Consider the following 12,385-nt stretch of genomic DNA (forward strand, 5'->3'; position numbering starts at 1 on the left):
CTTCGTGGCTCGCTTCGCTCGCACCTCAGGGAGCATGGATTTCGGACACTCACGACTGTTCTTTCGTGGTCCACGACGGCCGTCAGGCCGCTGAGGTGAGGTGATGTCCTGCGTCCACCTCCGCCGCATCAGGTCCCGGACGCGCCACCGGCCAGCTGGTCCAGCCACACCCGCGCCGACGCATCCGAGGGCGACCGCCAGTCGCCGCGCGGGGACAGGGACCCGCCCGACCCGATCTTCGGGCCGTTGGGCATCGCCGAGCGCTTGAACTGGTTGCCCATGAACCGCTTCAGGAACACCCCCAGCCAGTGCTCGATGGTCGCGGCGTCGTATTCGTTGCGCTTGTCCTCGGTGAGCAGATTCGACCACGGGCCGCGGGTGCGGTCTCCCCACGCCTGCCGAGCGAGGTAGGCGATCTTGGTAGGCCGGTAGCCGAAGCGCGTCAGGTGGTAGAGGAAGAAGTCGTGCAGTTCGTAGGGCCCGACGGTGTCCTCGGTGCTCTGGATGCGGCCGTCGTCACCGGCGGGCACCAGTTCGGGGGAGATGACGTCATCGAGGATCTCGACCAGGGTCTCGGTGGTCTCCGCCGAGTGGTGCCCGCTGGTGATCATCCACCGGATCAGGTGCTGGATGAGCGTTTTCGGCACCGAGCCGTTGACGTTGTAGTGCGACATCTGGTCGCCGACGCCGTAGGTGCACCATCCGAGCGCGAGTTCGGACAGGTCGCCGGTCCCGAGCACGATCGCACCGTTGTGGTTCGCGAGGCGGAACAGATGCGAGGTCCGTTCGCCGGCCTGCACGTTCTCGAAAGTGACGTCGTAGACCTTCTCGCCGCGGGCATAGGGGTGGCCGAGGTCGGCGAGCATCTGTTCACACGATGGCCGGATGTCGATCTCCGCGCCGCTCACTCCCAGTGAGTTCATCAGTGCATGGGCGCGCCGCAGCGTCGGGCCGCCGGTCGCGAAGCCGGGCATCGTGTAACCGAGGATGTCGGTGCGCGGCAATCCGAGTCGGTCGAAGGTGTCGACCGCGACGAGGAGCGCGAGCGTCGAGTCCAGACCGCCGGACACACCGATGACGATCTTCTCCAGACCCGTCGAACGCAGTCGCTGGGCCAGCCCCTGCACCTGGATGGAGCGGACCTCCGCGCAGCGTTCGTCGCGATCGGCGGAATCCGCCGGTACGTACGGGAAACGGGGGATCACCCGCCGGACGGTGTCGTCATCGAGCACGTCACCGAAAGTGAAGCCGATGCGGCGCAAGGACTTCAACCGTTCGGCGTGGTCGCCGACCTGGTCGCGGAGGCTGATCATGCGCATGCGTTCCTGTCGCAGGCGGTCGAGATCGATGTCGGCGGTGATGATCTGGTCGGTCATCGCGAACTGCTCGCTGCGGGCGAGGAGGGAGCCGTTCTCGGTGATGAGTGCGTCGCCGTCCCAGGCCAGGTCGGTCGTCGATTCGCCGTACCCGGCGGCCACATACACATGGGCGGAGATGGTCCGCGCGGAATGCCCGGTGCACAGGTTCGTGCGGTAGCCCTCCTTGCCGATGGTGACCGGGCTGCCCGACAGGTTCGCGAGCACCGTCGCACCGCCCAGGGCCGCCCACGTGCTCGGCGGGATGGCGACCCACCCGTCTTCACAGATCTCGACGAACAGGGCAAAGCCCGGGAGGTCGCGTGCCTCGAAGACGAGGTCGGCTCCGAACGGGACCTCCTCGCCGCCGATCGACACGGTCGTGGGGATCGCATCGCGTGCGGCGGCGAAGAAGCGCTGCTCGTAGAACTCGCGGTAGTTGGGCAGGTACGACTTCGGGACGACGCCCAGCACCCCGCCGTCGTGGATCACCGCGGCGCAGTTGTAGAGGCCGTCGCCGACCAGCATCGGCAGTCCGATGCAGAGGACCGGCTTCAGTCCGGCGCTGGCCGCCACGATCTCGTCCAGTGCGGCGCGGCATCCGTCGAGGAGGGCGTCCTGATGGAAGAGGTCGTCGACGCTGTAACCGCACAGTCCGAGTTCGGGAAAGACGACCAGGCAGGCACCGTCGTCGGCGGCCCGCCGTGCCAGCTCGATGGTGCGCGCGGCGTTGACCGCGGGCTCGGCGATCGTCAGGACGGGCACGGCACCGGCGACCCGGGCAAATCCGTTTGCGTAGACAGACACTCCGACACCCTAATCGCGGTGCGGGCCCGCGGGGCGCCGGCTGGGTCGCATCCTCTAGGAGCGCCACCAGGTGTCGTCGACCTCCACGGGAGTCGTGCGCTTGTGCCGGTTGCGGTGCCAGGCGGCCTCGATCTTCTCCGCGGCCTCGACGGGGATCTCGCGACCCTCGAGGTAGTCGTCGATGTCGTCGTAGCGCAGGCCGAGTTCGTCCTCGTCGGTCTGGCCGGCCTTCTCGTCCAACAGGTCGGCGGTCGGGACCTTCTCCCACAACTGTTGCGGCGCCCCGAGGTGGCGCAACAGTGCGCGACCCTGCCGTTTGTTCAGTCCGGAGAGCGGCAGTACGTCGGCGGCACCGTCGCCGTGTTTGGTGAAGAACCCGGTGACGTTCTCCGACGCGTGGTCGGAGCCGATGACCAGCAACCCGCGGTCCCCGGCGAGCGCGTACTGCGCGACCATGCGGTGCCGCGCCTTCGCGTTGCCTTTGGTGAAGTCGGTGAGTTCGGTGCCGGTGGCGCGTTCGATCTCGGCCGTGAGCGCGTCGACCCCGGGGGCCACGTTGACGGTCACGACCTCGTCGGCGGCCACGAAGTCGAGGGCAGCGGCTGCATCGTCCTCGTCGTGCTGCACCCGGTAGGGGAGCCGGACGCCCACGAACACGGCCTCACCGCCCTCCGCCCGAACACGGTCGGCGGCCAACTGCGCCAACCGTCCGGCGAGGGTCGAGTCCACCCCGCCGGAGATTCCGAGGACATACCCCTTGGCGCCGGTCGCGCCGAGATAGTCGACGAGGAACCGGACGCGGCGTTCCACCTCGTCGTCGGGTTCGATCGACGGCTTGACCGCGAGGGCATCGATGATGGTTCGCTGGATCTCACGCATGGTCCCAGTGTGCGTCATCGGTCAGCCTTCGCGCGGGACCCGCACGCCGACCAGGTGAGCCGCGGGGCCGGGGTCCATGCCGATCCGGTCCCACGGATGGGAGACGCCTACGACCGCGTAGGCCGAGGTCGGGAACCGCTCGATGTACCCGTCCGGATCGAGGGTCAGCGCGGTCGCGGGCATCCCCGGCTCGTGTCCGACGACGAGGACCGTCTGCGCGTCGGCGGGCGCGTGGATGCGGATGGACTCGAGGATCTCCTCGGGCGCGCCGCCGTAGACGTCCTCGACGAAGGTCACCGGCGCGTCTATGCCGGTCCGGTCGAGTGTCTGACGCGTCCTCGTCGACGTCGAGCAGATCACCGCGTCGACCCGGAGCCCCTCGTCGGCCATCCACCGTCCGGCCAGTGCGGCCTGCCGGATGCCGCGCTCGGCCAGTGGACGGTCGTGATCGGACGTGGCGGGTGGGTAGCCCGACTTGCCGTGCCTCATCAGGATGAGGGTGCGGGACTCGCTCATGCGGCGCCGTGCCGCCGGCCGCCGTGACCGGCGTCGGCCGCCATCATCCGGAGCACTCGCACGGTGGCACGCCAGGCCGCGGCCTCCTGGCGGAGATAAGCCGCGTGCTCGTCGTCACCGCGGGCCTCGGCCTCCTCGGCAGCGATGTCGAACTCCAGATATTCGTCCACGGCACGGGCGACGAGCTCGCCCACCGTGGTGCAGTCGGTGCAGGCCACCTCGATCGCGGCGGCGTCGAGGGTGGCCAGTCGTTCCAGATCTGACCGATAACGCATGGGTTCGAATCTACGTTGTCCGGGCAGGTAGTGGGTGTTCCGACACCGTCGATGTCAGCCGGGGCGACGCCGGTCGGCACCGCGAGCGCCGCCGGCCGCCGTTACCCTGGGGACCGTGCACACCTGGTTACCCGCGCTTCTCGCGGTGCTGGCCGCGTTGTTGATCGCGGCCGGCACCGTGTTGCGTCAGCGCGCCTCCCGGGTGAGCGGCGCCATCACACCGGGCTGGTGGGCGGGTGCGGCGATCGCACTGTGCGGCTTCGGTTTGCAGGCGTCCGCGCTCGGGCTCGGTTCGATCCTGCTCGTTCAGCCGCTGGTCGTGCTCGCGGTGCTCTTCGCCCTTCCCCTGGAAGCGTGGGCCGATCATCGGCATCCGGCCCGCATCGAATGGGCTTGGGGCGGGGTGCTGGTCGCCTGCGTCGTGACGTTCCTCATCGTCGCGCGCCCCGAACCCTCGATGCGTCGCCCCGATGCGCTCCTGCTGTGGGGCACCGTCGGAGCCGTCGTCGGCGTCGTGGCCGGGCTGGTGTTCTTCGCGCATCGCTCGAGCCCGCACTACAAGGCACTGTTCTACGGGCTGGTCGCGGGCATCCTGTTCGGTGTGTCGGCGCTGTTGGTCAAGACGGTGATCTACCAGGTCACCCATCATTTCTGGCGCACGTTCGTCCACCCCGAGATCTATCTCTTCGTGCTGGTGGTCGTCTGTGCGATCCTCGCCCAGCAGATGGGTTTCGGCGCCGGCGACCTGCAGACGTCGTTCCCGTCGATGACGGTGGCCGAACCGGCCGTCGCGATGGTTCTCGGCGTGCTCCTGCTCGGTGAGAACCTGAAGGTCTCGGTGCCGACGGCGCTGTTCCTCGGGATCGTGCTCGCGATCATGGTCCGCGCGGTGTGCGAACTCGCGAAGCTGTCGGCCGTGCGCGGGTACGAGCAGGCCGTGGCCGCGGAGGAATTGGCCACGGAGGAATTGGCCACAGGGGAATCTGCCACAGAGGAATCGGCCACGGGGGACACAGCCGCGGGGGAGTCGGGCGCACAGGCGGCGTCGCGGCCGGTGGCGTGACCACCGATCGCGTCGACGTCAGGTGTTCGGAATCTCCTGCGAGATCCCCTCGGCCCACTCGGCGGCCTGTTTCGCCGGCTTGATCGGCGACGAGTTGTCATGGCGCGCGTGCTCGCCGACCTGCACGGCACCGCGCTTGGTGAGCATCTCGGCGACGATCTCGCCGCCGCGGTTGAACGTGTCGTAGATCGAGTCCCCGAGACCGAACACCGCGAACCGCAGGCCGGTGAGGTCGGGGTCGACGCTCTCGAGTTCGTCGGCGAAGGGCTCGGCGCCGGTCGGCAGTTCGCCTTCTCCGTAGGTCGAGCACACGATGACGAGGAAGGTCTCCGGGTCGAGGTCCTCGACCGCGAACTCGCTCATGTCGTAGATCGACGGATCGTGATCGGCGGCCAGCGTGTCGGCGATGGCATCGGCGACGAGCTCGCCGTTACCGGTTTCGGTTCCGTAGAGGATGACGACCGACATGTGAACTCCTCTCGACGTCGGCGTTTTCGCAAAGCGAGGGTAGCCTAACCCGCCCGTCGGCGCGAAATCGCTGGTGGTGAGGGGGTTGGAAGAAATACTTGGATGTCCTACTATGTGGTGACACCGGCCATACCCCCAACGAAGTCGAAGGTGATCCTCGTGTCCGCTCCTGCTGTCTCCTCGATCCCGCACTACCTGAACGGCAAGCGCGTTCCCGCCGAGGGCGGACGCTTCGCCGACGTCTTCAACCCGAGCACCGGCGCCGTGCAGGCCCAGGTCCCGCTCGCCTCCACCGACGAGGTCTCCGCCGCGATCGCGACCGCTTCGGCCGCACAGAAAGAGTGGGCCGCCTGGAACCCGCAGCGACGCGCCCGCGTCATGATGCGGTTCGTCGACCTGGTCAACAAGAACGCCGACGAGCTCGCGACGACGCTGTCGCTCGAGCACGGCAAGACCCACGCCGATGCACTCGGTGACATCCAGCGCGGTGTCGAGGTCATCGAGTTCGCGATCGGAATCCCGCACCTGATCAAGGGTGAGTTCACCGCGGGTGCCGGCGGCGGCATCGACGTGCACTCCATGCGCCAGCCGCTCGGCGTGGTCGCCGGCATCACGCCGTTCAACTTCCCGGCGATGATTCCGCTGTGGAAGGCCGGGCCCGCGCTGGCGTGCGGCAACGCCTTCATCCTCAAGCCCAGCGAGCGTGACCCGTCCGTCCCGGTTCGGCTGGCCGAGCTGTTCACCGAGGCGGGCCTGCCCGACGGTGTCTTCCAGGTCGTCCACGGCGACAAGGAAGCGGTCGACGCGCTGCTGACCCATCCCGACGTCAAGGCTCTCGGTTTCGTCGGCAGTTCCGACATCGCGCAGTACATCTACTCGACCGCGGCAGCCAACGGGAAGCGCTCACAGTGCTTCGGTGGCGCCAAGAACCACGCGATCATCATGCCCGACGCCAACCTCGACCAGGTCGTCGATGCGTTGATCGGCGCCGGATACGGCAGCGCCGGTGAGCGTTGCATGGCCATCAGCGTCGCGGTCCCGGTGGGCGAGCAGACCGCAGACCGGCTGCGCGCCAAGCTGATCGACCGCGTGAACGCGCTGCGCGTCGGTCACAGCCTGGACCCCAAGGCCGACTACGGGCCGCTCGTCACCGCCGCCGCCCTCGAGCGTGTCCGCGGATTCATCGACAAGGGTGCCGAGGAGGGCGCCGAGGTCGTCATCGACGGTCGTGACCGCACCAGTAACGAGCAGACCTTCGGCGACGAGGACATCTCGAAGGGCTTCTTCATCGGCCCGACGCTGTTCGACCACGTCACCAAGGACATGACCATCTACACCGAGGAGATCTTCGGCCCGGTGCTGTCGATCCTGCGGGCTGCCGACTACGAAGAGGCGCTCGCGCTGGCGTCGGATCACCAGTACGGCAACGGCGTCGCGATCTTCACCCAGGACGGCGACGCCGCCCGTGACTTCACCGCGCGCGTCGACGTCGGCATGGTCGGCGTGAACGTGCCGATCCCGGTGCCGGTGGCCTATTACACCTTCGGCGGCTGGAAGCGCTCGGGCTTCGGCGATCTCAACCAGCACGGCCCGGCGTCGATCCAGTTCTACACCAAGACCAAGACGGTGACGACGCGTTGGCCGTCCGGCATCAAGGACGGCGCCGAGTTCGTCATCCCGACGATGGACTGATCGGCGTTGACCACTTTCGCCGATGCCGCGATCGCTCGGCTCGACGGTGACGAACGTGTCATCGTCGAGACCGCAGCGGGTTTCGCGGCCAAGAAGCTGGCGCCGTTCGCGCTGGAGTGGGATGCGTCCAACCACTTCCCGGTCGAGGAGTTGCGCGAGGCGTCGGAGCTCGGAATGGGCGCCATCTACTGTTCGGAGGATGCCGGCGGCAGTGGTCTGCGACGCCTCGACGGGGTGCGCATCTTCGAGCAGCTCGCGTACGCCGATCCGGCTGTGGCGTCGTTCCTGTCCATCCACAACATGTGCACGTGGATGGTCGACAAGTACGGCACCGACGAACAACGTTCGACTTGGGTGCCGCGCCTGGCGACCATGGAGACGGTCGCGAGCTACTGCCTGACCGAACCGGGTGCCGGCTCCGATGCGGCTGCCCTCTCGACGCGTGCCGAACGTTCGGGTGACGAGTACGTGCTCACCGGGGTGAAACAGTTCATCTCCGGTGCCGGATCGTCGGACCTCTACGTCATCATGGCCCGCACGGGCGAGGCCGGCCCCAAGGGGATCTCGACGTTCCTGGTCGACAAGGACTCGCCCGGACTGAGTTTCGGTGCACAGGAACACAAGATGGGGTGGCATGCGCAGCCCACCGCCCAGGTCATCCTCGATGAGGTGCGGGTGCCGGCGACGAGTCTGCTCGGCGGCGCCGAGGGGCTCGGATTCGGGATCGCGATGAACGGACTGAACGGCGGCCGCATCAACATCGCGGCGTCGTCGCTCGGTGGCGCTCAGGCCGCATTCGACAAGGCAGCCGCCTATGTCGCGAGTCGTCGTGCCTTCGGTAGTGCGCTGATCGACGAGCCGACCATCCGGTTCACGCTCGCCGACATGGCCACGTCGTTGCAGGCGTCGCGATTGATGTTGTGGCAGGCGGCGTCCGCACTCGACGACGACGCGCCCGACAAGGTCGAGCAGTGTGCGATGGCCAAGCGCTTCGTCACCGACACGTGTTATGAGGTCGCCGACCAGGCGCTGCAGCTGCACGGCGGGTACGGATATCTCACCGAGTACGGAATCGAGAAAATCGTCCGCGACCTTCGTGTGCACCGCATCCTGGAAGGGACCAACGAGATCATGCGCGTCGTGCTCGGCCGCTCGATCGCAACCCGCTACCGGGACAGCTGAACCCGCTCTCCACAACCACTTTCGTAGGAAGCAGAGACAATGACGACGATCGCCTTCCTCGGCCTCGGCAACATGGGTGGCCCGATGGCCGCCAACCTGGTCAAGGCCGGCCACACCGTGCACGGCTTCGACCCGGTGCCCGAGGCCGTGAAGACAGCCCAGGACAACGGCATCGAGACGTTCCCCGCCGCTATCGAGGCGGTCGCCGCAGCAGAGGTCGTGATCACGATGCTGCCGAGCGGTGCCATCGTGAAGAAGCTGTACGACGACATCCTGCCGGCGACACCGACCGGTGCGCTCTTCATCGACTCGTCGACGATCTCCGTCGACGACGCGCGGGAGATCCACCGGCGCGCTGCCGAGCACGGCTTCGCGCAGCTCGACGCTCCCGTGTCGGGTGGCGTCAAGGGCGCGGTCGCGGGCACGCTGGCGTTCATGGTCGGCGGCGAGGACGAGGCGTTCTCGGCCGCACGCGGAACCCTGGACCCGATGGCGGGCAAGATCATCCACTGCGGCGCCGCGGGCGCCGGGCAGGCCGCGAAGGTCTGCAACAACATGGTCCTCGCCGTCCAGCAGATCGCGGTGGGCGAGGCCTTCGTCCTCGCCCAGAAGCTGGGTCTGGACGATCAGGCGCTCTACGACGTGATCACCGGCGCCACCGGCAACTGCTGGGCCGTGCAGACCAACTGCCCGGTCCCGGGTCCGGTCCCGACGTCGCCGGCGAACAACGATTTCAAGCCGGGATTCGCCACCGCGCTGATGAACAAGGACCTCGGCCTGGCGATGGACGCCGTCGCCAGCACCGGGTCCCGGGCCCCGCTCGGCACCCACGCCGCACAGCTCTACCGCAACTTCGCCGAACAGTACGCCGACCTCGACTTCAGCGCGATCATCACCTCGCTGCACTAGGTCTTTCGCCGTCCTCACCAGATCCCGTTGCGTCGTGTCCCGGATTCCGGGACACAACGCAACGGGATTTCTCGTAGCAGCGAGCAGCACGCGCGGATGAAACCGTAGCGGGCGCTCGTGCGTCCAAATCGGGTGAGCGAACTAGACGTGTTGATCAGCACCCGTGACGGCGTCGTCTCGACGCACGAGGCGACCGCGATGGGTGTGAGCCGGTCGGCGATCGGCCGCCGGTTGGATTCGGGTGAGTGGGTCGCGGTGGCTCGCGGCGTGTATCTGGTCGTGGGACATCACCGATCGGCGCGGGCGCAGGCACGGATCGCGGTGCTGTCGGTGGGTCGTGAGGCTGTTCTCGGTGGTGTGGCCGCGGCGTGGTGGCTGGGTCTTCATCCGAGAGAACCGCGAAAGCACTTGGTGTTCACGGCGTCGCGCGGGCGTCATGCCCGGTCGTCGGCGACGGCGGTGGTGCGCCATCGGGATCTGGCAGAGGTCGATGTGACGACGCGCGACGGCCTGCGTGTCACGACTGCCGGGTTGACCGTCCTCGATGCGTCCGCCGAACTGGGTGTCACCGTGATCGATGCGGCGCTGTTGTCGGGAGCGGTGAAGCCGGCCGACCTCGGCGACGCGCATGCGCGGTACCCGAAGCGACACGGCGCGCCCGCGGTGGCGCGCTACCTCGAGCTTGTCGACGATGGTGCGCGGTCGGAAGCCGAGCGGATCGTGGTGGGGCTGTTCCGGGGGGCAGGTGTCGACGGCTGGACGGCCAACCTCGCGATGTGTGGCTATGTCATCGATTTCGCCTTCTCAGCAGCGAGGCTTGCGGTCGAGATAGACGGGTTCGGATTCCATCGGGATGTCGAGACGTTCCAGCGAGACCGCACGAAACGCAACGCGCTCGTCGCTGCCGGCTGGACCGTTCTGAACTTCACCTGGGCCGACCTCATCGAGCGTCCTGAACAGTTCGTCTGCTCGGTCATCGATGCGCTGAGGCGACTCGCGAGCTGATCGAATTGCGTTGTGTCCCGCTTTCCGGGATCAAGCGCAACCCGATCGGGGACGCTGCCTCAGAAGTCCCCGTTGTGCTTGCGCAGGGACTGGATCGCGCCGACGAGTCCGGTCATCTCGTCGTCGGACATGCCGACGTTCCCGAACACCTCGCGGTTGAGGGTCTTCGTGGCATCGCCCACGGTCTTGCGCCCGACCTCGGTGATCTCGACGAGTGTGGTGCGCCCGTCGGTGGGGTGCGGAACGCGGCGGACGAGTCCGCCCTCCTCGAGGCGGCGGATCGCGTGGGTCACGCTCGTGACGTGGACCTGGAGCCGGTCGCTCGCCTTGGTGATCGGCAGGGACCCCTGCCGCGAGAACGCCAGCAGACGGAGTAGTTCGAAACGGGAGAAGCTGAGGTCATACGGCCGCAGTGCGGCCTCGACGCGGGCGAGCAGGATCTGGTGGGCGCGCATCACCGAGGTCACCGCCACCATGCCGTCGGCGACCTCGCCCCACCCCGCCTGGGTCCAGTTTTCCCGTGCCTCGGCGATGGGGTCGAAATCCATGCTGCGCCCTGCCATACCGATACCCTAGTGCGCGGCGAGGTCCGTCGCGGTCAGGCGCGAGGAGCGCGCCACCCGTCGATGACGGCGGTCGCGGCGGCCACCGGGTCGGCGCCCTCGGGGTAGTTGCCGGACAGCAGGAGCGTCGCCATGCCGTGCACCTGTGCCCACAGCGACGCGACGACGGTGTCGGTGTCCGCGGCGAGAAGTAGACCCGACCCGATCGCCGCCTGCACTCCCTCGCGCAACGGGGTGATCGCACGCGTCGCGGCGGCGCGGGTCTCTTCGGTGCGTTCGACACCCGCGAGCGCGTCTCCGAACATCAGCTCGTAGAGCCGGGGATTCTCCAGCGCCCACCCGACATAGGCGACCCCGAGGCCTTCCAGCGTCGTTTGGTCGGCTGCTGCCGCGGTAGCGGACCGCTGCGCGTCCCCGAATGAGTCGAATGCGCGTACCAGGATCGCGCGCGACAGGCCTTCCTTGTTGCCGAACAGGGAGTAGACCGCGGTGGTGGAGGTGTCGGCGGCGCGGGCGACCTCCCGAACCGACAACGCGCCGATGCCGCCCGCAGCCACCATGCGGACCGCTTCGTCGAGGAGCCGGGTACGCACATCGTCAGTGTGGGATCGAGGTCTTGCCACGACCACCATGGTTTCATAACATCGTTCCATAACAACGTTATGAAACCACGGAGCCCATCATGTCGTCTCGCCCGACTGCCCGGATGACCAACGACGTCCCACCCGCGGGAACGACACTGTTCCTGATCGGAATGCGGGTGACCCGGCCCTGGCGCGTGCGCGCCTGGGTGTCGGTGATGGCGGCGATGCCCAGAATGCTGTGGCATCTCCGGCGGCGACCGGAGGCGGGCATGCTCGACTCCCGCCTCTATCTGGGCCGCTCCCTCATGGTGGTGTCGTACTGGCGCAGCACCGACGATCTCCGGCGATTCGCGTCTGATCCCGACGCTCCGCATCTACCCGTCTGGCGGTGGTTCAATCGAGAACTCGCCGACACCGGGTCGGTCGGTATCTGGCACGAGACGTATGTCGTCGCCGAGCACGAGTCCATCTCGAGCGGGATGGTCCCGCAGGGCCTGGCGCGGGCGGTCGGATGGCGTCCCGTCGGGCCGGGGACCGCCACCGCTGCCGGCCGCCTGATTCGAAGTCGGGCAGGTGTAGACCGTGTCGTATCAGTGAATGACGCTGCCAATTCGGGTGATTCGCAAACCTGATCCGATCAATTGTGGCCGCGGTATCCACGAATGTGCCATCGGTTAGCATGGGGAAGTTGTTTGTTAGCAACGAAACCTAACTTTCGGAAAGTCCATTCTGGGCGTTTCGTGACCAAAGCGCGTATTGGCGCTATTGGGTAGAGGGATCAAATATCAACTGCCGCTTGTTGTTTGACAACCGGAAGGTTAGTGATGAATCCGCATTCGCTTTCAGGGCGGTGTGAGCTGAAAATCAGAGACACGGGCGAAAATCCACCCTTTTCCAGAAACTCATCTGATTAGACCATTCGGCTTTTCGTGACGCTCTCGAGACATTCTCGCCGACTTCATTACTACACCTTTACCGGCATTTTGCCTTTGCTGAAAATCGATGTCGGCGAATGTTAATCGGGAGTATGGTCCGATTTGTCGACGGGGCGACTGCTCTCCAGGGGGGCTTTCTTGGCTTGATCTTG

13 protein-coding genes are annotated in these 12,385 nt (G+C 67.1%); 6 read left to right on the forward strand and 7 right to left on the reverse strand.

Annotated elements, in window-relative coordinates; translation table 11 throughout:
- Positions 1 to 128: 128 nt before the first annotated feature.
- From ACFW3F_RS22645 to ACFW3F_RS22660, 4 genes are read right to left on the reverse strand one after another with little or no spacing between them, the layout of a single operon-like run.
- The gene (locus ACFW3F_RS22645) at positions 129 to 2,162 is read right to left on the reverse strand and encodes an NAD(+) synthase (RefSeq protein ID WP_388061452.1); all 2,034 of its coding nucleotides are present in this window, start codon (positions 2,160 to 2,162) and stop codon (positions 129 to 131) included.
- 54 nt (positions 2,163 to 2,216) lie between these two features.
- A complete protein-coding gene (gene nadE, locus ACFW3F_RS22650) occupies positions 2,217 to 3,041 on the reverse strand; it encodes an ammonia-dependent NAD(+) synthetase (protein WP_388061454.1) in 825 nt (274 codons plus the stop codon).
- Positions 3,042 to 3,062: 21 nt separating this feature from the next.
- The gene (locus tag ACFW3F_RS22655) at positions 3,063 to 3,557 is read right to left on the reverse strand and encodes a SixA phosphatase family protein (RefSeq protein ID WP_388061456.1); all 495 of its coding nucleotides are present in this window, start codon (positions 3,555 to 3,557) and stop codon (positions 3,063 to 3,065) included.
- Positions 3,554 to 3,832 carry a hypothetical protein gene (locus tag ACFW3F_RS22660; RefSeq protein WP_388061458.1) on the reverse strand — a complete coding sequence of 93 codons (279 nt, stop codon included), beginning with the start codon at positions 3,830 to 3,832 and terminating at the stop codon, positions 3,554 to 3,556. Before ACFW3F_RS22660 ends, ACFW3F_RS22655 begins: the two co-directional genes overlap by 4 nt.
- A 115-nt stretch (positions 3,833 to 3,947) precedes the next feature.
- Between ACFW3F_RS22660 and ACFW3F_RS22665 the strand changes: the two genes are divergently transcribed.
- Positions 3,948 to 4,895, forward strand: coding sequence for a DMT family transporter (locus ACFW3F_RS22665; protein WP_388061460.1), 948 nt, complete (start codon positions 3,948 to 3,950; stop codon positions 4,893 to 4,895).
- Between the two features lie 18 nt (positions 4,896 to 4,913).
- Here the strand turns inward: ACFW3F_RS22665 and ACFW3F_RS22670 are convergent, their stop codons facing one another.
- The gene (locus ACFW3F_RS22670; RefSeq protein WP_388061462.1) at positions 4,914 to 5,363 is read right to left on the reverse strand and encodes a flavodoxin domain-containing protein; all 450 of its coding nucleotides are present in this window, start codon (positions 5,361 to 5,363) and stop codon (positions 4,914 to 4,916) included.
- A 159-nt stretch (positions 5,364 to 5,522) separates the two neighbouring features.
- On the opposite strand from ACFW3F_RS22670, the gene ACFW3F_RS22675 reads away from it, so the two are divergent.
- The 4 genes from ACFW3F_RS22675 (at position 5,523) to ACFW3F_RS22690 (ending at position 10,151) form a co-directional block, all read left to right on the forward strand.
- Positions 5,523 to 7,055, forward strand: coding sequence for a CoA-acylating methylmalonate-semialdehyde dehydrogenase (locus tag ACFW3F_RS22675; protein ID WP_388061464.1), 1,533 nt, complete (start codon positions 5,523 to 5,525; stop codon positions 7,053 to 7,055).
- 6 nt (positions 7,056 to 7,061) lie between these two features.
- Complete coding sequence (locus ACFW3F_RS22680; RefSeq protein WP_388061466.1) at positions 7,062 to 8,237, forward strand: acyl-CoA dehydrogenase family protein; 1,176 nt, start codon at positions 7,062 to 7,064, stop codon at positions 8,235 to 8,237.
- Positions 8,238 to 8,276: 39 nt separating this feature from the next.
- Positions 8,277 to 9,146 (forward strand): 3-hydroxyisobutyrate dehydrogenase, encoded by an 870-nt coding sequence (gene mmsB / locus ACFW3F_RS22685; protein WP_388061467.1) that lies wholly within the window; start codon positions 8,277 to 8,279, stop codon positions 9,144 to 9,146.
- Between the two features lie 132 nt (positions 9,147 to 9,278).
- Positions 9,279 to 10,151, forward strand: coding sequence for a DUF559 domain-containing protein (locus ACFW3F_RS22690; RefSeq protein ID WP_388061469.1), 873 nt, complete (start codon positions 9,279 to 9,281; stop codon positions 10,149 to 10,151).
- Positions 10,152 to 10,210: 59 nt separating this feature from the next.
- On the opposite strand, the gene ACFW3F_RS22695 is transcribed toward ACFW3F_RS22690, so the two are convergent.
- Together ACFW3F_RS22695 and ACFW3F_RS22700 are read right to left on the reverse strand one after the other, a co-directional pair.
- Complete coding sequence (locus ACFW3F_RS22695; RefSeq protein ID WP_388061471.1) at positions 10,211 to 10,714, reverse strand: MarR family winged helix-turn-helix transcriptional regulator; 504 nt, start codon at positions 10,712 to 10,714, stop codon at positions 10,211 to 10,213.
- Between the two features lie 35 nt (positions 10,715 to 10,749).
- Entirely contained in the window at positions 10,750 to 11,346 is a 597-nt protein-coding gene (locus ACFW3F_RS22700) for a TetR/AcrR family transcriptional regulator (RefSeq protein ID WP_388061473.1), read from the reverse strand.
- Between the two features lie 50 nt (positions 11,347 to 11,396).
- On the opposite strand from ACFW3F_RS22700, the gene ACFW3F_RS22705 reads away from it, so the two are divergent.
- Positions 11,397 to 11,930 carry a DUF4188 domain-containing protein gene (locus ACFW3F_RS22705; RefSeq protein ID WP_388061475.1) on the forward strand — a complete coding sequence of 178 codons (534 nt, stop codon included), beginning with the start codon at positions 11,397 to 11,399 and terminating at the stop codon, positions 11,928 to 11,930.
- The last annotated feature ends 455 nt before the right edge of the window (positions 11,931 to 12,385 follow it).

It is taken from the genome of Gordonia sp. NPDC058843 (genome assembly GCF_042743165.1).
Lineage (GTDB): Bacteria > Actinomycetota > Actinomycetes > Mycobacteriales > Mycobacteriaceae > Gordonia.